This window comes from Roseovarius sp. ZX-A-9, assembly GCF_028369135.1.
Lineage (GTDB): Bacteria > Pseudomonadota > Alphaproteobacteria > Rhodobacterales > Rhodobacteraceae > Roseovarius.
The window spans coordinates 17,805-42,304 of record NZ_JAPWHW010000003.1 but is presented as its reverse complement, the minus strand read 5'-3'; the positions used below and the strand labels follow the sequence as shown (position 1 = coordinate 42,304).

The following is a 24,500-nucleotide window of genomic DNA, read 5'->3' as shown; positions in this document are numbered from 1 at the left end:
CATCAGCGCGCGCCCTTGCGGCCCTGCCGGTTCTCGGACCAGTCCACGTAACTGCGGTACCAAAGATTCGCGGCCTGCAGGAAGTGCGGGCGGCCACCCGGATGCAGCCAGTGGGTCGTAAACGCGGTATCCGAATAGGCGGTTGCCCCGCGCGGATCGCCCAATGCCTGCCACGCCACCTTGGCGCCCAGATAGGGAGCCATGACGGTGCCCGAGCCGGAAAACCCCATCGCGTAATGCACACCGTCATGACAGCCCACATGCGGCATATGGGTAAAGCTGTAGCCGGTATTGCCGGACCAGACGTGGCTGAGCCGGGTCTGTTTCAGCGCGGGCCAGATTTCGCACATGGTGGCGTGCAGGCGGGCAGCGGCGGTTTTCATGTCCACCCCCACCATCGCGGCGCGCCCACCGAAAAGGACGCGCGTGCCGTCAGGTGAGATGCGGAAATAGCTGTGGCGCGCACGGGTTTCGACCATCATCCGCCGCCCAGGCGCAAGAGCGTCGATCAGATCGGCCGGCAGTGCTTCGGTCGCGATGAGGTAGCTGGGCAGTGCAAAGACGCGGCGCGCCTGCCAGTGGAATGGTTTGGTGGTGTAGCCGTTGGTGGCGAGCACGATCTTGTCTGCCTTGATCTGACCTTTGGGCGTTGTCGCGCTATGGCCGGTCGCATGGCGCTCCAACATCTGAACGCCTGCATTCCCGGTGACAGGAATGCCTCGCCGCCGGACGGCGGCGAGCAGCCCGGCGTGGTACTTGGCCGGGTGCAATCCGCAATGCTCGGGAAAGACGATGCCGCCGAAATACTGTTCGGTCGCGATCTCGATGGAGAGGGCGGCGCGCTCGACGAGCTGCACGTCTACGGCGCTCTTGGCACGCAGCGTTTCGGCGAGGCGCTTTTGTCCCGCAAAATGCGCGGCACTCCAGGCCAGTTGAATGCGCCCGGTCGGTTGCAGGTCGCAGTCAATCGCCTCGTCAGCGATCAGCGCGCGGACGAAGCCGAGCGCTGTATGCGCTTCGGCAAAGATGCGGTCGGCGGTATCGGCCCCAAAGCGGCCGCGCAATTCTTCCCAGCCAAGGCGGGGATGCGCGCCGAACATGCCCCCGTTGCGGGTCGAGGCGCCGCGGCCGGGGATGCCAGCATCGACAACCGCGACTTGCGCGCCGCAATCATGGGCCGCGATGGCCGCAGACAGGCCGGTGTAGCCGGCACCGATGACCAGCAGATCGCACTGAGCGGGTAGGGGATCCTCCGGCGCGGGCTCACCCAGCACCTCCCACCAATAGGGGGTGCCGGGGCGCGCGTCTTTTATCCATCCGATTGCCATCAAGCCTCGCTTTCGCGCGGGATCTTGGCGCGGTCAGGCGGTGTTTTCAATCGAGAGTTCGATGGCGTGCAGGAAAGATTTGGCCGAGGAACTGGCCGACAGCAGCAGATAGGTGTCTTCTCCGGTTCGGGCGATGATCGCGCCCATATGTTCCATCACTGTGCGGGCGACCGCATTTACCTTGAACGCGTCGGGATGCAGGTCAAGCATGCAGATGCGTTCCAGCGCGGCCAGGCTGCCGGTTCCGCTGATCTCCAGCGCGCACCAGACATCGGTCTGGTCCGTGGTATAGGCCGCGCCCTTGAGCTTTTTCGCGACGCGCGGTTCGGCATCCGGGGTCTCACAAGGGAAAAGGACAAATGCCAGATCGCTACCAAGACGCATGAGCATGCTCGTTTCGCCCTGCGCGGCATTGAAAAGGCCGATTTCGGGCAGGTCTATCCCGAAGGCGGACTTGATCGCCTTTTCGGCCTCTGCCTCGCCGCCCAGCGGCAACGCGATTGAGACGATGGCAAGATTTGCGGGCGCCTTCAGCGAAACCGAGCCAAAGCTGCGGTTGTAGCCTGCCAACGGCGGGGTGGCGGTGAGGGTAAAATCAGCCACGCAGACGCTCTCCTTCCGGGTCAATGAAATGGGGCGAGACGATTTCGACCCGCATTTCGGTCTTGTGTACGGGGCTGACGGCACGGACCACTTCACCGATCCGCGTATCGCCCGATTTGATGAAGCCCAGGCCAATGGAATGGCCGAGGGTAGGGGAATAGGCGACTGACGAAATCCAGCCCTCGTCATTCGCCATTGTCGCTTCCTTACCTTCGGAAATGAAATGCGCGCCTGCGATGAGTTTCTTCGTCCGATCTACGGGGCGGAAGCCCACCAGCTTGACCGCGTCGGGCAAGTTCATCTCCGGTCGTCTCGACAGCGTGTTGCCGATGCAGTCCTTAGCAGAGCTGACCATGCGCCCGAGACCCAGGTTGTAGGCCGTGGTGCGCCCGTCCAGTTCGTTGCCCGCGGCGTGCCCCTTCTCGATCCGCATGACACCGAGCGCCTCGGTGCCGTAGGGCACAGCGTTGAATTCACGTCCCGCCTCCATCAGCACGCCCATCATCGCGTTGCCGTAGCGTGCGGGCACTGCGATCTCAAAGGCCATTTCGCCCGAGAACGAGATGCGGAAGAGCCGTGCGGGCGTACCGCCACAGACCGTGACCTCGCCACAGGCCATGAAGGGAAAGCCCTCGTTGGACAAGTCATGGTCAGGGTCCACGACCTTTTGCAGCAACTTGCGGGAATTGGGCCCGGCGACCGCAAACTGCGCCCAGCCATCGGTGGTCGAGATCAGGTGAACATCCATGTCGGGCCACAGACACTGGCGCGCGAATTCCATCCGGCGGTAGACCAGAACCGCGTTGGCGGTGGTAGTGGTCATGACGTAATGGTTTTCGCTCATCCGTGCAGTGGTGCCGTCGTCGTAGCAGATGCCGTCCTCGCGCAGCATGATGCCATAGCGCACACGGCCCACGGCCAGCTTGGCAAAGCCGTTGGCGTAGATCTTGTTCAGGAAGGCCGCCGCGTCGCGGCCCTGCACGTCGATCTTGCCCAGCGTGGTCACATCACAGATGCCGACCGTCTGGCGGGTTTGCAAAGCTTCGCGGTCGACGCTGTCACGCCAGCCCTTTTCGCCGGGCCGGACAAACCATTGCGCACGCAGCCAGTTGCCGACTTCAACGAAGGTGGCGCCATTGGCCTTGGCCCATTCGTGGCTGGGGGTCAGTCGATAAGGGCGGAATTCGCGTCCGCGTGCCCGGCCTGCCAGCGCGCCCAGAGGGACGGGCGTGTAGGGCGGGCGGAACATGGTCGTGCCGGTTTCGGGGATCGTTTTGCCGGTGCATTCCGCCATGATCGCCAGGGCCGGAATATTCGCGGTCTTGCCCTGATCGGTGGCCATGCCAAGCGTGGTGTAGCGCTTCATGTGCTCGACCGAGCGGAAGCCCTCGCGGTAGGATTGCTTGACGTCCTTGACCGTCACATCGTTTTGCAGGTCGAGCCAAGCGCGTTTCGTGCTGGCGGCGATGTGCCAGACCGGCGCGCCGGTATGCGGTTCGTCCTCGGCCCGGGGGGGCGTGTCGCGCGACGGGGTGAAGCCGAGATCCTCGATCTGGGCATTGGCGACATTGCGCCCCTGTTCAAGCGCCGCGCCGAGGGTCAGCGCGCCATTGGCGGCCCCGGCCACGGCCATTCCTGGGGGCAGGTCGCCGGCGGGTACGAAGGCAGAGATGGATTCATTCCATTCGGGACGGCCACGCTGATGGCAGGTGAGGTGGACATTGGGGTTCCAGCCACCCGAAACGGCGAGGCCGTCGCAGGGGATGACCTGCCCATCGGTAAGGGTGATTGCGCGCAAAGCCTTGCGCCCGACCGTGTTGACCACGCCCGCGTTGCGGATATGGCGCGCACCGGGCACGTCGCAGACGGCAGGGGCGTCGCGGGTGTCTATGATGGCGCAGACTTCCACGCCCTTGGCCGCGAGGTCGGCGGCGGTGCGCCAGCCGTCGTCATTGTTGGTGAACACTGCCATCCGCTGGCCGGGGGTCACGCCGTACCGGTTCACATAGGTCCGCACAGCGCCAGCCAGCATGATGCCGGGGCGGTCGTTGTTGCCAAAGGCGATGGGTCGCTCAGTCGCGCCCGCTGCCAGAACGGCGCGTTTGGAATAGATCCGCCAGAGGATCTGGCGCGGTTTGCCGCCGGAATTGGCGAGGTGATCGGTGCAGCGTTCCAGCGCGCCATAGGTGCCGTGGTCATAGGCGCCGTAGACGGTGGTCCGGGTCATCAGCCGCACATTGTCCATTGCCGCCAGTTCCGCGATGGTCGCTGCTGCCCAGTCGCGTCCGGCCATGCCGTCGATTTCCAGCGTTTCGGCATTGAGCCGCCCGCCGGGGGCGAAATCCTCGTCGGCGAGGATGACGCGCGCGCCACTCCGGGCCGCGGCGAGTGCCGCGCCGAGACCAGCCGGGCCTGCGCCGATTACCAGCAGGTCACAGTGCAGATATCCCTTGTCATAGGTGTCGGGATCTTCCTGCATCGACAGGCGACCAAGGCCCGCTGACATGCGAATGGCTGGCTCGTAGAGTTTTTCCCAGAACGCGCGCGGCCACATGAATGTCTTGTAGTAGAACCCGGCACTGAGGAACGGTGCCAGCAGATCGGTTGTGGCCATCAGGTCAAATTCGAGGGATCCGCGATGGTTCTGGCTGGTGGCGGTAAGACCGTCAAACAGCTCTGCCACCGTCGCGCGGGTGTTCGGTTCCTGATGTGCACCGGAACGCAAATGCACCAGTGCATTCGGCTCCTCTGACCCGGCGGTGAAAATGCCGCGCGGGCGGTGATATTTGAAAGACCGGCCAACCAGAAGCTGCCCGTTGGCCAGCAGTGCCGAGGCCAGCGTATCGCCGGGGTGGCCCTGCATCTGTTTGCCGTTGAAGGTGAAGCTGAGCGTCTGGCCTTGATTGACAAGGCCTCCGCCGAGACGATTGATCTGGGTCATGCGCTGCGCCCCCGGCTGCGAGCCACGTCACGGGCGATCTGAACATCGGTGATTTCATGGGTCAGCGTATCGCGGGTCACCACCAGCCAGCTGCGATCGCCCTGTTCGTGATACCACAGTTCCTGATGGGTGCCTGCGGGGTTGTCGCGCAAATAGCCATAGGCGTGGAATTGCTCGGCGGCGTCCTTGGCCTGCCAGTCGGGCCGATCAATGAGGGCGGCATCGCCGAGATAGACGAACTCGGCCGCATCGCGGGGCCCGAGTAACGGGTGGTTGATGATCATCCTCTGGTCTCCGGTCGGGGGCGTTGGATTCGAGTATTTGGACAAAGAAGAAGCATGGGCACGCTCAATGCAGGTTGGGCTGATTGCCCATCCCTTTTTCGTCGATCATGTGACCGCGCGCGAACCGGTCCAGGCGCATTTCGGTGGCCACCGGATGGGGCGCATCGCGGGCCAAGAGGTGAGCATAGCACCAGCCCGAGGCCGGGGTCGCCTTGAACCCGCCATAGCACCAGCCGCCGTTGAAATAGAGGCCTGCAATGTGGGTGCGATCGATAAAGGGCGAGCCATCCATCGACATGTCCATGACCCCGCCCCAACTGCGCAAGAGGCGGGCGCGTCCGATCATCGGCATGATTGCCATGCCGCCTTCGGCCACGTCCTCGACCACTGGCAGGTTGCCGCGCTGGGCGTAGGAGTTGTAGCCATCAAGGTCGCCGCCAAAGACCAGCCCGCCCTTGTCGGACTGGCTGACGTAGAAATGGCCCGCGCCAAAGGTGATGACACCGGGCAGTACCGGTTTCAGACCTTCGGTGACAAAGGCCTGAAGCACATGGGATTCGATCGGCAGACGCATGCCCGCCTGTGCTGCGACACGGCTCGAAGAGCCTGCGACGCACATCGCCACCTTGCGTGCCCGGATCGGACCGCGCGAGGTCTCGACACCGCGGCAGACGCCGCCTTCGATGTCAAAGCCGGTGACTTCGCAATTCTGGATGATATCGACGCCCCGACTGTCTGCACCGCGGGCAAAGCCCCAGGCGACCGCATCGTGGCGCACCGTGCCGCCGCGCCGCTGGTAAAGGCCGCCTTTGATCGGGAAACGCGCGTTGTCAAAATCGAGAAACGGCAATTCTGCGCGCAACTGGTCGGCATCTGCGTATTCGGCATCCGCGCCGGCGAGGAACATCGCGTTGCCGCGCCGGATGAAGGCATCGCGCTGGCCGTCCGAATGGAGCAGGTTCAGGATCGAGCGTTGCGAGATCATCGCATTGTAGTTGAAATCCTGCTCCAGCCCCTCCCACAGTTTCAGCGAGAGCTCATAGAACGGCTCGTTGCCCGGCAGCAGGTAATTGGAGCGGATGATCGTGGTGTTGCGGCCGACATTGCCGCTGCCGATCCAGCCCTTTTCCAACACGGCGACATTGGTGATGCCGTATTCCTTTGCCAAGTAATAAGCGGTCGCCAGTCCGTGCCCGCCGCCGCCAATAATGACAACGTCATATTCGCTCTTCGGCTCCGGGTCTCGCCAAACGGGTTTCCAGCCTTTGTTGCCGGTAAGGCCTTCTTTGAGGATGCGAAGTGCGGAGTAACGCATGGGGATGGTCCTGCTGGGTCTGTTGCGCCCGAGAATGCGGATTTTGCCGGTGCTAGACTTTCCTGTAAGAGACAATTAGGTGTCTGTTATGGACGTATCGTACAAAAGGGGCGTGACTCGTGTCGGCCTGTTGCCGATTCCCGATTTCGCCCTCATGTCTTATGCCGCGACGGCAGAGCCGCTGCGCGCGGCGAACCTGCTGGCGGGGCGGCAACTCTATGACATTGTCCCGGTGGCCATAGGCCCGGAACCGGTGCCCAGCTCCGGCGCGGCGACGGTGCAGCCGCAGGCGCAGGTCGGTGATGATCTGAAACTTGATATGCTCTTTGTCATTGCGGGTGGCGACCTGACCGAAGTTGCCAACCGGGCGCTGTTGCACTGGCTGGCGCGTATGGCGCGGACCGGGACGGTGATGGGCGGCGTGTCGGGTGGGCCGGTCCTGTTGGCGCGGGCCGGTCTGATGGCCGGGCGGCGGATGACGCTGCATTGGGAATATGCACCGGCTTTGGCTGAGCTGTCGCCTGATTTGCGAATCGAGCGCACGCTCTATGTGATCGACCGCGACCGGATGACCTGTGCGGGCGGGACTGCACCACTCGACATGATGCATGCACTCATCGCGCGTCAGCATGGCGACGGCTTCGCCCGCCGGGTCAGTGATTGGTTCATGCATACCGAGGTCCGCCCACCTATCGGCCCGCAGCGTGCCGGGCTGGTCGAGAGGATCGGCAGCCACAGCGCCGCGGTGCTGGATGCCGTGGCCGCTATGGAAAGCCATATCGCCGAGCCGCTAGACTTGGCGCAGCTGGCGCTGATTGCCGGTGTGTCGCGGCGGCAATTGGGGCGGCTGTTTCAGGCGCAGCTGGGTCAGCCGGTGATGCAGTATTACCGGGCGCTGCGGCTGGAGCGCGCCCAGAGCCTGTTGCGCAATTCGGCCTTGCCTCTGACTGAAATCGCCCTCGCCACAGGTTTTGCCAATTCGGCGCATTTCTCGCGCTGCTATGCCGCGCAATATGGGCAGCCGCCCTCGGCCTACCGCTGAGCGCTTTGCACCGCGTTTCAGCCTGCGCTAGGGTGCGCATCATACCATAGGAGCCTACCGATGACCCGTGCCTTGACGATCGCCTGTCTGCAAACCCGTGCACGTCCGACATTCCAGTCGGCGCTGGATGAGGCGCTGCCGCTGGCGCGACAAGCCGTCGCCGGTGGGGCGCAGATTCTGTTCCTGCCTGAATATTGCGGCGGTCTGGCCACGGATGGCCCCGCCGTCGCCCCGCCCGTGGCCGATGAGGCCGCGCACCCGTTCCTGAAGGCGATGCTGGGCTTTGCCGCCGAGCATGGCGTCTGGATCAATCTGGGGTCGATTGCGGTGGCAGGAGCGGACGGCCGGATCATCAATCGCGGTCTGATGCTGGACCCGCAGGGCCGGATCACCGGGCGCTACGACAAGATTCACATGTTTGACGTCACGCTTTCGGCCAACGAGGTCTACCGCGAAAGCGCGACCGTCACCCCGGGCGACTGCGCAGTTATTCACGACACAGGGCTGGCACGGATCGGGCACACGATCTGTTACGATCTGCGGTTTGCGCATCTTTTTCGTGCGCTGGCGCAGGGCGGGGCCGAGATACTGTGTTGTCCCGCGGCCTTTACCGCACTGACCGGCGCGGCGCATTGGCATGTGCTGAACCGCGCCCGCGCGATCGAGACGACGCGATTCGTGGTTTCGGCGGGGATGGTCGGGCCGGTGCCGGGCGGTGGAGAGACCTACGGCCATTCACTGATTGTCGATCCGTGGGGCAGGGTGTTGGCCGATGGCGGTGCCGGTCCCGGCGTGATTTCCGCCCGGATCGATCTTGATCTGGTCGCCGAAACCGAGGCGCGCGTTCCGAGCCTTGGGAACGACGCGCCATTCGCCCCGCCGCAACGTGACCTGTCCGGGGCTGCCTGACGGGCAGCGTCAAGGTTCAGCCCCTGAACTGACCGGGGTTAATGCACGATTGTTGGCCTAGCGGACATCTTGCAGAAAGCCGCCGTACCGCGCTGGCTCATTGCTGCGCTGATTGGGCGGGCCATACTTCCCGCATTGTCGCTGACCATCACCGAGGTGCACGCGCTGGCGCGCGATGCGTCTACGGCTTGACACAGTTCGGTTGCGCAGATTGAGGCTCAGCCAAACTCGCCCAATACCGTCGCCGCGTCGGTCCGTCTCTGGGTGGATCTGCGCAGCGGCGACGAGGCGGCGCTCGACGCCATGACTGCCGGTCTCGACGAGGCGCTGGATGATGCCGCAGAGCAAACCGGCTGCACCGTTGGGATCGAGCATAGCGAGATCCGCGCGGCCCTCCCCTTTGACGCGGGCGCGATTGCCCGGATCGAAGCGGTGCTGGACAACGCGAAAATACCGCAGATGCGGCTGCACACGATCGCCGGGCATGATGCGGTGCAATTGCAGTCGGTCTGTCCTGCATCGCTGATTTTCGTGCCCTCGAAGGGCGGCATCAGTCACGCGCCCGAAGAATTCACCAGTGATGCCGACATGATCGCCGGGCTGGATGCGATGATGCACGCCTTGCTGGCCCTGCTGGCGGATGGCGATGTGGAAAAGGCTGCGGTGCCGGAATGCAGCGCATTGAAAGGAAATTCATGAATATCGACGCACTTTCAATGATGACACTGCAAGAGTTGCAGGACGGTTTCGCAAACCGCTGGATCACACCACTCGAGGTAATGCAGCTGACCTTCCAGCAGATCGAGGCGGGCGACTGGAACGCTGCACGCACCCTCGAGATTGCCTGCGGGATCGAACGCGGTGTCGCCTTTTGCCGGGCGTTGATGGAAGGGGTCGATTTCCTGCTCACGCCAGTGATGCCGCTCGTCAACTTTGCCGCTGAACGGCGTGGGTCATACCCCGCCATACCGCTGCGCCACACCACGTTTGCCGCGCCTTTCAACCAGTCGGGCCACCCGGCGGTCACGATCTGAGGTGGGTTCGATGCGCGCGGCCTGACCGTAGGGGTGCAACTGGTTGGGCATCGGCTTGATGACTACCGTCTGCTTGATCTCGCAGCCCGGCTCGAGGCGCAGCTGGATCTGTTCGGCCAGACCAAGGCCCATTGGCCGACCACACCGCGACATTGAAGGAGGACGCAATGACAGATCGCCAATCGCAGGCCCGTGCGCGGGCGGAAACGGTCCTGAAGGCGGCGCCCGATGCGATGATCAATCCGCTGACGGTGATGGCCTCTCCGGCGTGGCGCGGTGTTGAGGCGGATATCTGGCGCGACCATTCAGGACATGAAGCTGACTGATTTCGCGTTCGCATCGACCAATGAACGCGCCTATGAAATCGGTGTTTTTCTTGCAGAGGTGTTCACCGATCCCGCCACCTCTCTGGAAATGATCGAGCGGTATTACAGCCATGTCCGCCCCGATCCAGTGGCGCGCGTTACTGTCGCGCGGGCCGTTGCGGATATGAAATGGGGGTCTTGGGCGGTGCAGCAGCGGAAACTCTCACAGTGGGATTTCGACTATCAGAAATACGGGTTGTGGAAATATGGCCGCGCGCGCGTGATGTTTGATGATCCGCAGTGGGACGACTGGCTGCGCGCCATCTGACGTTCGCGAAGATGCCCGCAATGGCGCAAGAGCGGCGCGGCGCAATGTATGCGGTACAATTTGCCGGTTGGCAGGGCGGGTTCGCCTGCGCTAAAGCGTTTTACGAAAAGCCTGAACCACGGGGTTTCGCGAAACGCGCGCGACATCTGAACGTTACGCGCCTTTCGCCTTTACCTGATGCCTCATCTCAAAGGCAAAACGCTTTGGCGATATGGCAAACCAGTGCCGGAGGATGCAATGCCAGAACGCCCGATCCGTATCGCCATCAATGGTTTCGGCCGTATTGGCCGCGCGCTGTTGCGTATCCTCCTGCAAGGGCGCGAGGGGTTCGAGCTGGTTCTGATCAACGAGATCGAACCGCTGGAAACCTGCGCCTATCTCTTTCAATATGACAGCGTATATGGCCCTTGGCCTGGACAGGTCGAAACGGGGGAAAAGGCGCTGATCGTCGATGGCCGTGCCATCCCGTTTCATGCCGAAGCCGATCTGCGCACCCTTGATCTGAGCGGTGCCGACCTGGTGCTGGAATGCACTGGCATGGCAGGCCGACGCCCGGTGGCCGAGCGCGGGCTGCAGGCGGGCGCTGGTGCGGTTCTGGTTTCGGGCCCGGCTGACGAGGCCGACGTGACGCTGGTTCTGGGCGCAAACGAGGATGCGTTGGGGGATGCGCGCATTGTCTCGAACGCGTCGTGCACGACCAATGCGCTGGCGCCGTTGCTGAAGCTGCTGGATGAAGAATACGGCGTCCTCGGCGGGCATATGACCACCGTGCATTGCTACACTGGCAGTCAGCCAACAGTGGACAAACCGCGTGGAAACCCCGAGCGCAGCCGGGCCGCCGCCCTGTCGATGGTGCCCACCACCACCAGCGCGCAACACCAGACCGATCTGGTCCTGCCGCATCTGAGCGGCCGGATCGAGGCGCGGGCGATCCGTGTGCCGACCGCCAGCGTGTCGTGCATCGACCTGGTCGTGCAGACCCGGACACCGACGAGTGAAAAGGGCGTGAATACGCTGCTCAAGGCAGCCGCGACGCCGGGCGGTGTCTTTGGCTGGACCGAACAGCCTTTGGTCTCGACCGATCTGCGCGGCAGGCCCGAGTCGATCATCCTCAGCGGTCGCGAAACCTCGGTCAGCGCGAGCGGGCTGCTGCGGGTGTTCGGCTGGTACGACAATGAATGGGGGTTTTCGTGCCGCATGCTCGACATGGCCGAGCGGATCGGACGGCGAGGGGCGAAGGCTTAAGGCGCCTTAGAAGCGCGGTTTGAACTTCGCTTCAAAGTCCCGCTGGACCTCTTCGTTCTGGTACTCCGTCGCCACCCAGTCTTCAAAGCTGATCGGCTCTTGGGCGTTGCGCGCCTCGTAGAGGTCCAGAATATATCCCAGCACGCCGGTGCGCGAGCTTTTGATGTGAAGAAACCGGAAGCTGAGCATCCGGCGCGCCTCTTCCACGGTTTTGCCCTCGATCACCAGAAGATAGATCGCCGAGGCAAAACCGGCGCGGTCAGCCCCTGATTTACAATGCATGACAAAGGGTTTTTCGATACTGCGAAATGCGTCGATCACCGCCTGAATGTCTTGGCGTGGTGCTGCATAGCGCGCATGCAGCGTAACGTTGACCAGCGTAAGGCCAAGGCGTGCGCAGCTTTCCTCTTCGACTAGGAAATGCGCCGCACCTGCCGCGCCGCGCAGGTTCAGGATGGTGCGGATGCCCATAGCCTTGAGTTTCTCGAACCGCCGGTGCGTTGGTTGGTTCGACCGGTAGACACCGGGCGCGACAGGGTGGAAATTGGTCCAGAACATCCGCAGGACCGCGTGATCGAACCACAGGTTGTAAATCTCGGCCCGGCGGCGGTTTTCAGGGGTCGAAAGGTCGGTGTTGTAGGACTGGCGCAGATTGCGTTCCCAATCGGTGATCCGCTTGAATAAGGTCATGTCCGCCTTGCCGTCGAGGATGCGCCGGGCCTGCCGACCGCGCGATGCCTTCATGTAGGGGCAGGGCGTAGACAAGACAAGCGCAGGCTGGGGCATTGACGCTGCCTGCTGCCGCTCTAGTGTCCGATAGATCAACCTCTCGGAGCGCGTCATGAGTCTTGCCAGCGGACACCCCTACCTTGCCATTCCCGGACCATCGGTGGTGCCGGACGCGGTACAGCGCGCCATGCACAGGGCTGCGCCCAACATCTACGAGGGCGAGTTGATCGAGATGACCGCCAGCCTGCTTCCCGATCTCTGCCGCGTTGCGTGCACCCGTCAACAGGTTGCGATCTACATCGCCAACGGGCACGGCGCATGGGAGGCGGCGCTGGCCAACACCGTGGCACCCGGCGACACGGTTCTGGTGCTGGCCTCGGGCCTCTTCGGGCATGGCTGGGCCGAGATGGCAGGCCGCATGGGGGCGGTGGTCGAGGTGATGGATTTCGGCAAGCAGAGCCCGATAGATGCCCTTCGCGTCGAGGCGGCGCTGCGCGGTGACATCGACCGTCGGATCAAGGCGGTGCTGGTCACCCATGTCGATACGTCCAGCGGTATTTGCAATGATGTGAAAGCCTTGCGGGCGGCGCTTGACGCGGCAGGGCATCCGGCATTGTTGTTGGCCGATTGCATTGCCAGCTTTGGCTGCGACCGGTTCGAGATGGATGCATGGGGCGTCGATGTCGCCGTTACCGCCAGCCAGAAGGGGCTGATGACACCGCCCGGCCTGGGCTTCGTCTTCTTCAACGAGCGCGCGGCGGAAGTGCGCGCAGGTCTGGAGCGGGTCAGCCCCTATTGGGACTGGACGCGCCGCGCCGATCCGGAAGTCTACTATCAGTATTTTTGTGGCACCGCCCCCACGCATCACCTCTACGGGCTGCGCGCAGCGCTCGACATGATCCACGCCGAAGGGGTCGAGGCCGTCTGGGCGCGCCACGATACGCTGGCGCGCGCCATCTGGGCTGCTGCGGATGTCTGGGGCGAGGCCGGTGCGCTGCGCCTCAACGTGGCCGATCCGGCACATCGCAGCCGCGCGGTCACATCTCTGTCGCTGCCCGCACCACGCGCAACCGATCTGCGCCGCTGGGTGGAGGGCAATACCGGTGTCACCCTCGGCATCGGTCTGGGGATGGCCGACGCCGCCGATCCGGCCTGGCACGGCTATTTCCGCATCGGCCATATGGGGCATGTCAACGCGCATATGGTGCTGGGCGTTCTGGGTTCGATCGAGGCCGGGCTGGCGGCGCTGGATGTGCCGCATCAGGCCGGTGGCGTCAGCGCGGCGGCTCAGGTGATAGCGGCTGACGGAGCTGCCTGACCCTGATGCGAGGGCCGCGCGGGGTCAGCCGCGCCGCCTGATCTGGTCGATCAGCAGGTTCAGCCCGTAGCCCGCCAACAGGACGAATGGCAGGCCGAAGGACACCCACAGAACGAAAAAGATCCAGATCAGATTGACCAGCCCCATCGCCAGGGCGGCGTTGGTGTAATCCGGAGCAGAGGGCATGTTTCCGCGTCGCATACACAGGATGATACCGCGCCGCGCCGATTTGTCAGGTCAAATTTTTGGATCGGCGCGGCTCCGCGCACTCAGCCGCGCACCGCCTGTTCCAGCGCCTTTGGCAGGGCCGTGCGGAAGATCTCCAGTTCCGCGTCGGTGCTGCAGCTGACGCGGATGCAGCGGTCTTGCGGCGCGACAAAGGGCATGCGGACGAACAGGCCCTGCGCTGTCAGGGACGCCAGCACCTTACGGGCAAAATCGCCATCCGCGCCGCAGTCTATGGCGACGAAGTTTGTGGCCGAAGGCAGCGAGGCCAATCCGTTTTCCCTAGCGATCTCGGCAAGCTGGCTGCGCGCAGCATCGACCTGTCCGATGATATGCGCCAGCCAGTCGGTGTCTTGGAACGCGGCCAGGGCCCCGGCCTGCGCGGCACGGTTCAGGCCGAAATGGTTGCGTATCTTGTCAAAGTTGCGGATCAGAGCCGGCGCGCCGAAGGCATAGCCGATACGCGCGCCAGCCATGCCGTAGGCCTTGGAGAAGGTGCGCATGCGGATGACACGCGGATCGTCCGGCGCGATCTGCGGGGCCGTGTCATGCGGCGCGAATTCAACATAGGCCTCGTCCAGCAGGAGCAGGCTGCCCTCGGGCAGTTTCTCCAGCGCGCGCAGGATGGTTTCACCCTTGTGCCAGGTGCCCATCGGGTTATCGGGATTGGCCAGATAGATCAGCTTGGCGTTCACCTCTGCCGCCTTGGCGAACAGGGCCTCGGGGTCTTCGTGATCGTCGCGGTAGGGTAGCTTGTGCAGCACACCGCCGTAGCCTTCGACGTGGTAATTGAAGGTCGGATAGGCCCCGTCGGAGGTGACGACCGCATCGCCGGGTCCGATCAACAGGCGGACCAGATAGCCCAGCAATCCATCGATGCCTTCGCCGATCACAATGTTTTCCGGCGCGGCATTCAGATGCGCGGCCAGTGCCTGCTTGAGGTCGAAACTCGTCGAATCGCCGTATTTCCAGATGCCTTCCAGCGCATCGCGCATGGCGTCGATGGCGCGGGGCGAGGGGCCGAATACGTTCTCGTTGGCGCCCAGCCGGGCGGCGAAGGGGGCGCCGCGTGCGCGCTCCAGTTCTTCGGGGCCGACGAAGGGCACGGAGGCGGGCAGGGACTGGATCAGATCGGTGTATCGCGGATAAGTCATGGCGCCAGATAACGATAGGGGTGGGTGGGGTGCAATCCTTGAATGCGGCTCTGACCGCCACTATATGAGAATCATTCGCAACAACAGGCAGGCAGTTCATGACCAATCTATCCCGTCGAGGCTTTATCGCGGCCACGTTGGCGGCAGGCGCGGCCCGGACGTTACCGGCGATTGCCACGCGCACCGGCGGCCGGCGGATCCTGACGCTGATCTATGACAAATCGCTGGGCATGATGCGCGCGGTGGATCGCTGGGTGCCGTAAGGTTTTGCTTGCGCGGGCATCTGTGCTGCGCTCCCCTGTCGCAAAATGATAGGAGCCCGCTCATGCCTCGTGTCACCACACGCATCGACAACCACATCGCACATGTCCGCCTGACCCGACCGGAAAAACGCAACGCGGTCGATCCGGCCATGGCCGAAGCCATCGTCGCCGCAGGTCAGGCGCTGATGCAGGCCGACATCCGCGCTGTGGTGCTGTCGGGCGAGGGCGCGGCGTTCTGTGCGGGCCTCGACGTGATGAGTTTTGCGCAACTGGCGGCGGGTGATCCCGAGGCTTTGGTGATGCCGCGCACCCACGGCAACGCCAACCTTTTTCAGGAAGTTGCATTAATTTGGCGTAAACTTCCCGTGCCGGTGATCGCTGCGTTGCAGGGCGCGGTCTATGGCGCGGGGTTTCAACTGGCGCTGGGGGCAGATATTCGCATTGCCGCCCGGGACGCAAAACTGGCGATCATGGAGATGAAATGGGGCCTCGTGCCGGATATGGGCGGCATGGCGCTATTGCCGCATCTGACGCGCAGCGATGTGATCCGGCGGATGACCTATTCGGCCACGCCGGTATCGGCGGAACAGGCGGCGGAATGGGGGCTTGTCACCGAGATTGCGGATGATCCGCTGGCGGTGGCAGAGGCGCTGGCATCCGAGATCGCGGGCAAGAGCCCATCGGCGATCCGAGCGGCCAAGGCATTGATAGAATACGCTGAATCCGGCGCGCCCGAGGGCGACGTGCTGTTGGCAGAGAGCCGGGCGCAAACCGACCTTATCGGCAAGCCGGACCAGATGGAGGTGATCAGCGCCAACATGGCGGGGCGGGCACCAAAGTTCGGTTCCAGCGCGTGAGGCTGGGTAGGGTGGGTTTGAAACCCACCCTGCGAGTTATCCGATCTCGTTGAGGCGCTCCAACGCGGCGCGCAGTTGCGCCGCTTCCTCTTCGCGCAGGGCCAGGTTCTGCTTGGTTTCCTCGACCACCTCATCCGGCGCGGATGCCACGAATTTGGGGTTCTTGAGGCGCCCGCGCAGGCCCCCAAGTTCCTTGTCCAGCTTCGTCAGCGTTTTTTCCAGACGCGCCTTTTCTTCACCGATATCAATGATATCCGCGAGAGGCAGGCCAAAGCTGCCACCCTCGACGGCGACGGTCAGGCAGCCTTTGGGGAAGGTGTCGACATGCGTCAGGCTGTCGACCCGCGCCAGCCGTTTGATCATCGCCTCGTTGCGGTCCCACGCGGCCTGACCGGCCTCATCAAGCGTGGTCACGACCATCGGGATTTTCAGCCCGGCAGGCACGTGCATCTGGGCACGGGCAGAGCGGACGGATTCGATCAGCGAGATCACCCAGTTCATTTCCCGGTCGGCATTTTCGTCAACCATATCAGCGGGTTGGTAGGTGGGCCAAGGGGTATGTATCAGCATTTTGTCACGCTCGCCCAGCGTGCCCCACAGCTCTTCGGTGACGAAGGGCATGATGGGGTGCAGCATGATCACGCATTGGTCGATGACCCAAGCCATAACCTCTTGTGTCTCCTGCTTTATCTCGTCTGTCCCATCCATCAGCAGCGGCTTGGAGAATTCGACATACCAGTCGCAGACCTTGCCCCAGACAAAGGCATAAAGCGCGTTGGCGGCGTCGTTGAACCGGTATTGTTCCAGCGCGTCGTCAACGGCGGCGCGGACCTGCGCGGTTTCACCGATGATCCATTTATTGACCGTCTGTTTTGCGTCGGTAAGACGTCGGTAATCCGTCGGTGCATTGGCGGTGGTGGCGCAGTTCATCTCGGCGAAGCGCGCGGCGTTCCAGAGCTTGGTGCCGAAGTTGCGATAGCCGGCGATGCGCTGGGTGCTGAGCTTCAGGTCGCGGCCCATGGCGGCCATGGCCGTGAGGGTGAAGCGCACCGCATCCGCGCCGTATTCGTCGATCAGCTCGATCGGGTCGAGCACGTTGCCGAGCGACTTGGACATCTTCTTGCCCTTCTCGTCACGGACGAGGGCGTGGACGTAGACATCCGAGAACGGCTTTTGGCCCACTACGGCGTATTGCATCATCATCATCCGGGCGACCCAGAAGAAGATGATGTCGAACCCGGTGATCAGGGTCGAAGTGGGGAAGTATTTTTGCAGCGCCTCGTTCTGCGCATCCTTCTCGGCATCGCCGGTCCAGCCCAGCGTGCCGATGGGCCAGAGGCCGGAGGAGAACCACGTGTCGAGCACGTCGGGGTCGCGCCAGACCGGATACAGCAAATGCGTGGGGTCTTGGGTGGCGACATAGTCCGCCAGACTTTCAGCCAGACGGTGCATGGCCTCTTCGCGCGTTGCCACCTCGACAAGGCGCGCATGGTTCAGCGGCGTCGGCAATCCTGCCAGAACGTCATCAAACTTGTCCTTTAGCCCGTCAAAATCAGGCGCGGCATGGTAGCGGTCGGTGCCGGGTGCCAGCGATTGATCCCACAGCAGGCGTTGCATCTCGACCATATCGAGCGCGCCGTCCGCCTCGTCATCCTTGAATTCGCCGCGTTCCAGATCGAGGCCATACCAGACCGGAATCTGATGCCCCCACCACAACTGGCGCGAGATGCACCACGGCTCGATATTCTCCAGCCAGTGGAAATACACCTTGCGGTCCGACTCGGGCATGATCCGCACGTCGCCATTGCGCACGGCGTCGAGCGCGGGGCCGACGATCTGGGCGGTGTCGACGAACCATTGGTCGGTCAGCATCGGCTCGATTACCACCTTGGAGCGGTCGCCGAAGGGCTGCATGATCGGTTTGTTTTCCACCAACGGGATCGTGGGGCTCAGCCCCTCTCTGGCGTCTTCATCGGCGGATTCCCATGCGGGATTGGGGACCATCACGGCGAGAGCCTCGGCGGTGATGTCGGCCACGACCCGCTTGCGCGCTTCGAACCGGTCCAGACCGCGATATTCTTCGGGCACAAGGTTCATGGCGGCGATCATCGCCTCGTCGAATTCCTGTTCGCCATTGGCGATGGCCTGCGCGACGGCGGCCTCTTCGGCGTAGGGTTTGCCATCGGCGCGCATCGCGCCTTTGGTGTCCATGAGGTTGTACATCGGGATATTCCCGCGCTTGGCCACCTCGTAGTCGTTGAAATCATGCGCGCCGGTGATCTTGACCGCGCCCGAGCCAAAGGTGGGGTCGGGATATTCGTCGGTGATGATCGGGATCATGCGGCGGTGCTCTTTCGGGCCCACCGGAATCTCGCACAGCTTGCCCACGATGGGCGCATAGCGTTCGTCCGATGGATGCACCGCGACCGCGCCATCGCCCAGCATGGTTTCGGGCCGGGTGGTGGCAATCGAGATGTAATCGCGGGTCTCGCGCAGGGTGACGTTGCCGTCTTCGTCCTTCTCGACATATTCATAGGTCTCGCCACCGGCGAGCGGGTATTTGAAGTGCCACATGTGGCCGGCGACTTCGATATTCTCGACTTCCAGATCGGAAATCGCGGTCTCGAAATGCGGGTCCCAGTTGACCAGCCGCTTGCCGCGATAGATGAGGCCCTTGTTGTACATATCAACAAAGACCTTGATGACCGCGTCATGGAAATTGGCGCTGCCCTCGTGGCCCACGCGCGTGTCGCCCTGCGCGCCGGCCATGGTAAAGGCGGTGCGCGACCAGTCACAGGAGGCGCCAAGGCGCTTGAGCTGCCCGACGATGGTGCCGCCGGATTTCTCTTTCCACTCCCAGACCTTTTCCAGGAATGCCTCGCGGCCCATCTCGGTACGGCTGGGCAGTTGGTTTTCGGCCAGCATCCGTTCCACGACCATCTGCGTGGCGATGCCTGCGTGATCGGTGCCGGGCTGCCAGAGCGTGTCATAGCCCTGCATCCGCTTCCAACGGATCAGGATGTCCTGCAACGTGTTGTTGAACGCGTGGCCCATATGCAGCACGCCGGTGACGTTGGGCGGCGGGATCATGATGCTGAACGGCTCGGCCCCTTCGGCGGCATTGGCCCCGGCGGCGAAACTGCCCGAGCTTTCCCATGCGTCATAGATGCGCTGTTCGGCCTCGGCGGCGTCGAATGTCTTGTCCAGTCCCATCGGGTATCTCCGCTGCTTTGCGTGGTTGAGTGGTGGCTTACCCAATGCGCGGGGCGAGGGGAAGATGCGCTGGGGAAATTCGGAGGGGTGCGTCATGCGCGGTACGGGGCCGATGTGGCGTGTCAGAGAAGTGTTGTGCATTTTGCGGGCGGTGCTTTACTGGCGCAGAGGTAGCAAGGGGCGGGCCGATGACCGAGAGATATGCATTGATGCTGGACGGTGCGGGCGGGGCAGTGGCCCTCGACCCGGACGGCCCGATGCCCGCGCCGCCCGAGGGGGGATTTCTCTGGGTGCATGTGATGCAGGCAGCGGGCGCCCCATCGGATTGGCTGACGGCATTGGGCGGCAGTGCCGCGGTCGAGGCGGCGTTGATGGCCGAGGAGACGCGACCGCGCTGCACTGTTCTGGACGAGACGGTGCTATTGAACCTGCGCGGGGTGAACCTCAACCCCGGCGCGCAGCCCGAGGATATGGTCAGCCTGCGCATCTGGGCCGGGGCAAGGCAGATCGTTACGGTGACGCGCCGCGAGGTGCAGGCGCTGGGTGATCTGCGCGAACGCAGCGAGGCAGGCAAGGCGCCGCTTGGCCCTGCGGACATGATCGCGCGGCTTGCCCTGCGGCTGGCCGACAGGGCCGAACCGGTGGTGGCGGAGCTGAACGAACGGATCGATGATCTGGAAGAAGACGTGTCGGAAGGCCATGGCATGCCGTTGCGCAGGGCATTGACCGATATCCGGCGCGTGTCGATCGTGTTGCGCCGCTACATGTTTCCGCAACGCGACGCGCTCAGCACGCTGGAGATCGAGGATCTGCCCTGGGTCGGCCGGGCCGAGCGCAGCAGCCTGCGCGAGGCGACCGAGCGGGTGACGCGGCTGGCCGAGGAGCTGGACGCGATCCGCGACCGCGCGCAGGTGGTGCATGAACACATGATGGACAGCCGCGCCGAGCAGATGAACCGGCAGATGCTGCTCTTGTCGGTGGTGGCAGCGATCTTTCTGCCGCTGGGCCTGTTTACCGGCCTGCTGGGCATCAACGTGGGCGGAATGCCGGGGGCCGATGACGAGCGCGCCTTCTGGATCGTGACCGCAGGTCTGGTGGTGATCGGCCTTGGGCTGGTCTGGATCTTCAGGCGTGTCGGGTTCCTGGGGCGGCGCTAAGGGCTGCGCGCCGCCCGAGGGCGTCCTCAGGACCGGGGCGTGCCGGTCAGCGGTACGCGTGTGCCGGGGCGGATCACATCCGGGTCATAGGCCGGGCGCGCAAAGACCTCTTCGACCATGGGGGCGAAAAACTCCAGCGGCAGGCTTTCATAGTTCGGGTCAAAGCTGGCCTGATCCCAGCGCTCGCAAAATTCAGCGCAATCGTCGAAATAAGCGTGCCCGCGGTGGCGCTCGCGTTTGTTTTGGTCGAACCCTTCGAGGTGATGCCCGTAATAGAGCATCTGGAAATCGCCATGGGTGGCCACAACCCATGTGCATTGCTCGCGCACGAAGGGTTTGAGGATCGTGGCGGCGTATTCATCGTGATTGTAGGGCGCGTAAATGTCGCCAATGTCGTGCAGGAGTGCGGCCACCACCCAATCGGTATCCGCGCCGTCGCGCCAGGCGCGCGTGGCGGATTGCACCGAATGGCCCAGTCGCGTGATCTGGTATCCCGAGAACCCTTTATCCAGTTCGACCAGAGCCTTGAGCAGCCGGTGCGCGGTGTGTTTGGTGTGGTCAATCTCGTGCGCGGTCAGGAATTCATAGTCTTCCTTGGTGCCGTCTTTCATCTGGGTGAATTTGACATGCTCCATATCTCGTGGCTCCTTAAGTTTGGTTGTACATAGGAACGGCATTTTCAGCCCCCTTTGCAAGCGCCTTGGCCTGATCTGCGCGAATTTGCTCGTAAAGCGCCAGCGCGGCCGGGGAAAAGTCGCGCGTGGGTGGCATGAAGTGGATGAAGCCGCCGGACATGTCGACGCCGCGCGCCAGCATCGCATAATCGCGATCCGCCACCTGTTGTCTGGCATCGGGATTGAGATAGCGGATGGCAAAGCCGATGCGGCGGTCGTCCGACCTGTTCGGACCGGAGCCGTGGATTGTCAGCCCGTGATGCAGCGACATCTGGCCCGGTGCCAGTTCGATATGGGTCTTGTCCGCCTCGGGGACGTCGACGGCCACCTCCTGGCCCCGGCTCAGCAGGTTGGTGTCAGAAAACGTGTCGGTATGCGGCAGGATCGGGTTGCGGTGGCTGCCGGCGACGAAATCCATGCAGCCGCTCTGGACCGTCGCGGGCGACAGCGCGATCCATGCCGTGACCTGATCCGAGGTTTCGCCCATGCCCCAATAGGTCAGGTCCTGATGCATGCCGACGGTATGGGCGCTGCGTGGTTCCTTGATGAAGAACTCGGCGGACCAGATCATCAGGTTCGGGCCGAGGATGCCTTCGACCTGATCAAGGATGCGCGGATGCTGCGCCAGCCGCGCCGCGAGCCGGGTCACGCAATGGGCGTTCACGCGTTTATAGGTGTTCAGCGGTTGCGGCAGATCGGCGGCCAGCCAGTCACGCTCAAGCATCTCCAGCTCGGCCCTTGCGGCGGCGGCCTCTGCCGCGTCCAGCGCGGGCAGCGGGTAGAGATAGCCATCACGCCAGTATTGTTCGATCTGAGCCTGAGTCAGCGTGGTTTCGGTGGGGGCTTTGGTGTCGAGCATGGGAAATCCGCCAATCGAGGTATTTTTCGCAAGATAGCGCAGATTTTCGGGGGCAAAGCACGATATCGCTGGACACTGAGGCTAAGCTTTTCTTAGCCTCGGGTGCATGGTAATCTCGCTTCCTCCGCTCAATTGGCTGCGCGTCTTCGAGGCGGCGGCGCGGCAAGAGAGCTTTGCGCGCGCGGCGGCAGAGCTGAACATGTCCGCCGCCGCAGTGAGTCAGCAGGTGCGCGCGCTGGAGGATCGACTGGGGGCGGCGCTGTTCACGCGGCAGGCCCATGGCGTGACCCTGACGGATCGGGGGCGGGCCTATATGCCGGGGGTTCAGCACGCGCTGCAAGCGCTTGCAGGCGCGACCGAGGGGATCTTTGGCGCGGCGCAGACCCGGCCGCTTTATGTTCAGTCCACGCTGATCTTTGCCCATGGGATTCTTGCGCCCGGCTATGGTGAATTTGCGGCGGCGCATGGCGATGTGGCGCTGGTGCTGAGCACGGCCAACCAGACGGCGGAATATCAACACAGCTACAGCGACATGCAGATCGTCTTTGGCGATCCGACACCGTTTGGCGGCGATGCAGAGCGATTGATGGGCGAAGTGCTCTACCCGGTGGCGCGCGCCGATATCGCGCAGGCGATCGGCCGGGCGGCGGACCTCACGGAGTATCCGCTGATCGAGGTGGGCACGCATCGGGCCGGTTGGCCCTATGTGCTGGAAGCGCTGGCCGTGCCGCCGAGCGGCGCGCGCCCCGTCATGGTGGACAATACGCTGATGGCGATGGCCCTGGCGCGGCAGGGTGTGGGGATCGCGCTGGCGCGTAGCCCGGCCAGCGATGTGGCGCAGGCCGAGGCCGGGCTGGTGCCGTGTCTGGAGGGCGTTTGCGTGCCGGGGCGCGAGGCCTATCACCTGATCTGCCCGGACAGCGCGGCGCTGCGGCCCGAGGGGCGGGCGTTTCGCGGCTGGCTGCAGGCGCGCAGCGCGGCGATGGCCCCGCCCGTTCTGACCGGAGATGACGATAGCGTGTAGCGACGTTGCGATGCTCAGTAAAAACTTTACATTTTAGGTGCATAGAGGTCGAGTGCTGTGTGTGGCCGGTTGCGAACTGCTTCGCCGCGACGGGATGACGGATAGAGACGAAAGGCAATGACATGAGCTGGCGCCGCTGGGCCAGAACCATCGCCGGGGTTTTCCTGCCGGGGCTGCGCCGCGGCCAGAGCGTGCAGGCGCGGGCGCGTGGCGAGGTTACGCATGTGCTGATCCTTGACGGGACCATGTCGACGCTGGAGCCCGGCTGCGAGAGCAATGCCGGGTTGGCTTACAAGCTGATCATGGAGCGCAGCGGGCCGGGCCTGTCGGTCTATTACGAGGCGGGGCTGCAATGGCAGGATTGGCGGTCGACGCCGGGGGTGATGCTGGGACGCGGCATCAACCGACAGATCCGGCGCGCCTATGGCTATCTGGCCAGCCGCTATCGGCCCGGCGACCGGATCATCCTGCTGGGATATTCGCGCGGTGCTTATGCGGTGCGTTCGCTGGCGGGGGCGATCGACATGGTGGGGCTGCTGCGGGCCGAACATGCGACCGAACGCAACATCCGGACGGCGTACCGTCATTACGAGCGCACCGCGTCCGACGAAACGGTGGCCGCATTCCGGCGGGCCTATTGCCACGAGGCGACACCGATCGCGATGGTGGGGGTCTGGGATACGGTCAAGGCGCTGGGCCTGCGCCTGCCGCTGCTGTGGCGGCTGACCGAGCGGCATCATGACTTTCACTCGACCGCGCTGGGCGCGTCGGTGCTGCGCGGATATCACGCGCTGGCTCTGGATGAGACGCGGAGCGCCTTCGAGCCAGTGCTGTGGGACAGCCGCAATGCGCCACATGCGCAGGTGACGCAGATGTGGTTTCGCGGCGCGCATGGCGATATCGGCGGGCAATTGGGCGGGTTCGAAGCCGCGCGCGGCTTGTCGAACATCCCGCTGGTCTGGATGCTGGAGCAGGCAGAGAAGGCCGGGCTGGACCTGCCGGAGGGCTGGCAGGCGCGGTTTCCCTGGGATCCGGACGCGCCTTCGGTCGGCACATGGCGCGGCTGGGGGAAGCTGTTCGTCTTGCGCAAGCGGAGGGTTGTGGGCGCGGACCCGTCCGAGCAGGTGCACGAGAGCGTCGCCGCACGCGACCGGTCGCTGGCCGCAGCGGTGCCATCGCACTGAGTGGGGCAGGCGGTCAGGTGGCTTGCATGATCATGCAGGTGGTCGAGCCGGTGGCATAGAGGCGGCCATCGTCGCGGCCGCGTATTTCTCCGCTGGCAACGGCGGTGGAGCGGCCCGCGTGGCTGACCACGCCTTCGGCGATCACAGGCGTGTCCAACGGCAGGGCGCGGGTCAGGTTCACCTTGTATTCCAGCGTCGTGTAGAAATGGCCGCGCGGCACGCAGGTCATCACCGCGCAGCTCATGCAACTGTCCAGAAGCGCCCCGTACCAGCCGCCATGCACGCCGCGCATCGGGTTCGTGGCGGCAAATTGCGCAGCGCCCTCGAAGCTGACGCGCCCTTTTTCCACGCTGCTGAGGGCAAAGCCGAGCGTTGCGCCGATGGGTGGGCCAGAGAGCGTTCCGGCAAGGATGTCTTGCATGAATTCAAGGCCAGAGCGCGACAGCAGGGCGTCGAAATCGGGCAGTTCGTCAAGCGAATGGGCAATATGGGGCGTACTGGTCATCCGG

The 24,500-nt window shown here is 63.8% G+C and carries 25 protein-coding genes; 13 read left to right on the top strand and 12 right to left on the bottom strand.

Annotated features, from left to right (window positions below; all coding sequences use genetic code 11):
- Positions 1–2: 2 nt before the first annotated feature.
- The 5 genes from O3306_RS03935 to O3306_RS03915 form a co-directional block, all read right to left on the bottom strand.
- A complete protein-coding gene (locus O3306_RS03935; protein ID WP_272003600.1) occupies positions 3–1,328 on the bottom strand; it encodes an NAD(P)/FAD-dependent oxidoreductase in 1,326 nt (441 codons plus the stop codon).
- Positions 1,329–1,361: 33 nt separating this feature from the next.
- On the bottom strand, positions 1,362–1,931 hold the full coding sequence (locus tag O3306_RS03930; protein WP_272003598.1) for a sarcosine oxidase subunit gamma: 570 nt from the start codon (positions 1,929–1,931) through the stop codon (positions 1,362–1,364).
- Positions 1,924–4,872 carry a sarcosine oxidase subunit alpha family protein gene (locus tag O3306_RS03925; RefSeq protein ID WP_272003595.1) on the bottom strand — a complete coding sequence of 983 codons (2,949 nt, stop codon included), beginning with the start codon at positions 4,870–4,872 and terminating at the stop codon, positions 1,924–1,926. The genes O3306_RS03930 and O3306_RS03925 overlap by 8 nt, the downstream gene beginning before the upstream one ends.
- Positions 4,869–5,156: a sarcosine oxidase subunit delta gene (locus O3306_RS03920; protein WP_272003592.1), complete on the bottom strand. Its 288-nt coding sequence runs from the start codon at positions 5,154–5,156 to the stop codon at positions 4,869–4,871. Before O3306_RS03920 ends, O3306_RS03925 begins: the two co-directional genes overlap by 4 nt.
- A gap of 64 nt (positions 5,157–5,220) precedes the next feature.
- A complete protein-coding gene (locus tag O3306_RS03915; RefSeq protein WP_272003590.1) occupies positions 5,221–6,471 on the bottom strand; it encodes a sarcosine oxidase subunit beta family protein in 1,251 nt (416 codons plus the stop codon).
- Positions 6,472–6,583: 112 nt separating this feature from the next.
- Between O3306_RS03915 and O3306_RS03910 the strand changes: the two genes are divergently transcribed.
- From O3306_RS03910 to O3306_RS03880, 7 genes are all read left to right on the top strand, one after another.
- Complete coding sequence (locus O3306_RS03910; protein WP_272003587.1) at positions 6,584–7,513, top strand: GlxA family transcriptional regulator; 930 nt, start codon at positions 6,584–6,586, stop codon at positions 7,511–7,513.
- 60 nt (positions 7,514–7,573) lie between these two features.
- On the top strand, positions 7,574–8,422 hold the full coding sequence (locus tag O3306_RS03905) for a carbon-nitrogen hydrolase family protein (protein ID WP_272003585.1): 849 nt from the start codon (positions 7,574–7,576) through the stop codon (positions 8,420–8,422).
- Positions 8,423–8,686: 264 nt separating this feature from the next.
- Positions 8,687–9,121 (top strand): M20/M25/M40 family metallo-hydrolase, encoded by a 435-nt coding sequence (locus O3306_RS03900; RefSeq protein WP_272003582.1) that lies wholly within the window; start codon positions 8,687–8,689, stop codon positions 9,119–9,121.
- Positions 9,118–9,456: a hypothetical protein gene (locus O3306_RS03895; protein ID WP_272003580.1), complete on the top strand. Its 339-nt coding sequence runs from the start codon at positions 9,118–9,120 to the stop codon at positions 9,454–9,456. Before O3306_RS03900 ends, O3306_RS03895 begins: the two co-directional genes overlap by 4 nt.
- 167 nt (positions 9,457–9,623) lie before the next feature.
- Positions 9,624–9,782 carry a hypothetical protein gene (locus O3306_RS03890; protein WP_272003578.1) on the top strand — a complete coding sequence of 53 codons (159 nt, stop codon included), beginning with the start codon at positions 9,624–9,626 and terminating at the stop codon, positions 9,780–9,782.
- Positions 9,769–10,089 (top strand): hypothetical protein, encoded by a 321-nt coding sequence (locus O3306_RS03885; RefSeq protein WP_272003575.1) that lies wholly within the window; start codon positions 9,769–9,771, stop codon positions 10,087–10,089. The genes O3306_RS03890 and O3306_RS03885 overlap by 14 nt, the downstream gene beginning before the upstream one ends.
- Before the next feature lie 237 nt (positions 10,090–10,326).
- Entirely contained in the window at positions 10,327–11,334 is a 1,008-nt protein-coding gene (locus tag O3306_RS03880; protein WP_272003573.1) for a type I glyceraldehyde-3-phosphate dehydrogenase, read from the top strand.
- Positions 11,335–11,340: 6 nt separating this feature from the next.
- On the opposite strand, the gene O3306_RS03875 is transcribed toward O3306_RS03880, so the two are convergent.
- Complete coding sequence (locus O3306_RS03875; RefSeq protein ID WP_272004158.1) at positions 11,341–12,024, bottom strand: tyrosine-protein phosphatase; 684 nt, start codon at positions 12,022–12,024, stop codon at positions 11,341–11,343.
- A 151-nt stretch (positions 12,025–12,175) separates the two neighbouring features.
- On the opposite strand from O3306_RS03875, the gene O3306_RS03870 reads away from it, so the two are divergent.
- The gene (locus O3306_RS03870; protein WP_272003570.1) at positions 12,176–13,381 is read left to right on the top strand and encodes a pyridoxal-phosphate-dependent aminotransferase family protein; all 1,206 of its coding nucleotides are present in this window, start codon (positions 12,176–12,178) and stop codon (positions 13,379–13,381) included.
- A gap of 24 nt (positions 13,382–13,405) precedes the next feature.
- Here O3306_RS03870 and O3306_RS03865 read toward each other — a convergent pair whose 3' ends face one another.
- Positions 13,406–13,582, bottom strand: a complete 177-nt coding sequence (locus O3306_RS03865; protein WP_272003567.1) for a hypothetical protein — start codon at positions 13,580–13,582, stop codon at positions 13,406–13,408.
- A gap of 68 nt (positions 13,583–13,650) precedes the next feature.
- Positions 13,651–14,760: a pyridoxal phosphate-dependent aminotransferase gene (locus O3306_RS03860; RefSeq protein WP_272003565.1), complete on the bottom strand. Its 1,110-nt coding sequence runs from the start codon at positions 14,758–14,760 to the stop codon at positions 13,651–13,653.
- Between the two features lie 98 nt (positions 14,761–14,858).
- On the opposite strand from O3306_RS03860, the gene O3306_RS03855 reads away from it, so the two are divergent.
- Together O3306_RS03855 and O3306_RS03850 are read left to right on the top strand one after the other, a co-directional pair.
- On the top strand, positions 14,859–15,023 hold the full coding sequence (locus tag O3306_RS03855; protein WP_272003563.1) for a Tat pathway signal protein: 165 nt from the start codon (positions 14,859–14,861) through the stop codon (positions 15,021–15,023).
- A 62-nt stretch (positions 15,024–15,085) separates the two neighbouring features.
- Positions 15,086–15,880: a crotonase/enoyl-CoA hydratase family protein gene (locus tag O3306_RS03850; protein WP_272003560.1), complete on the top strand. Its 795-nt coding sequence runs from the start codon at positions 15,086–15,088 to the stop codon at positions 15,878–15,880.
- Between the two features lie 36 nt (positions 15,881–15,916).
- On the opposite strand, the gene O3306_RS03845 is transcribed toward O3306_RS03850, so the two are convergent.
- Positions 15,917–19,093: a valine--tRNA ligase gene (locus tag O3306_RS03845; RefSeq protein ID WP_272003557.1), complete on the bottom strand. Its 3,177-nt coding sequence runs from the start codon at positions 19,091–19,093 to the stop codon at positions 15,917–15,919.
- 188 nt (positions 19,094–19,281) lie between these two features.
- On the opposite strand from O3306_RS03845, the gene O3306_RS03840 reads away from it, so the two are divergent.
- Positions 19,282–20,250, top strand: coding sequence for a zinc transporter ZntB (locus O3306_RS03840; RefSeq protein WP_272003554.1), 969 nt, complete (start codon positions 19,282–19,284; stop codon positions 20,248–20,250).
- Between the two features lie 26 nt (positions 20,251–20,276).
- Here the strand turns inward: O3306_RS03840 and O3306_RS03835 are convergent, their stop codons facing one another.
- Positions 20,277–20,885: an HD domain-containing protein gene (locus O3306_RS03835; protein ID WP_272003551.1), complete on the bottom strand. Its 609-nt coding sequence runs from the start codon at positions 20,883–20,885 to the stop codon at positions 20,277–20,279.
- A 13-nt stretch (positions 20,886–20,898) separates the two neighbouring features.
- Positions 20,899–21,783 carry a phytanoyl-CoA dioxygenase family protein gene (locus tag O3306_RS03830; RefSeq protein WP_272003549.1) on the bottom strand — a complete coding sequence of 295 codons (885 nt, stop codon included), beginning with the start codon at positions 21,781–21,783 and terminating at the stop codon, positions 20,899–20,901.
- A gap of 106 nt (positions 21,784–21,889) precedes the next feature.
- Here O3306_RS03830 and O3306_RS03825 point away from each other — a divergent pair, with 106 nt between their 5' ends.
- Both O3306_RS03825 and O3306_RS03820 read left to right on the top strand, forming a co-directional pair.
- Positions 21,890–22,807: a LysR family transcriptional regulator gene (locus O3306_RS03825; protein WP_272003546.1), complete on the top strand. Its 918-nt coding sequence runs from the start codon at positions 21,890–21,892 to the stop codon at positions 22,805–22,807.
- Positions 22,808–22,929: 122 nt separating this feature from the next.
- On the top strand, positions 22,930–23,991 hold the full coding sequence (locus tag O3306_RS03820) for a DUF2235 domain-containing protein (RefSeq protein WP_272003544.1): 1,062 nt from the start codon (positions 22,930–22,932) through the stop codon (positions 23,989–23,991).
- 13 nt (positions 23,992–24,004) lie between these two features.
- Here O3306_RS03820 and O3306_RS03815 read toward each other — a convergent pair whose 3' ends face one another.
- A complete protein-coding gene (locus O3306_RS03815; protein ID WP_272003541.1) occupies positions 24,005–24,496 on the bottom strand; it encodes a PaaI family thioesterase in 492 nt (163 codons plus the stop codon).
- Between the last annotated feature and the right edge of the window lie 4 nt (positions 24,497–24,500).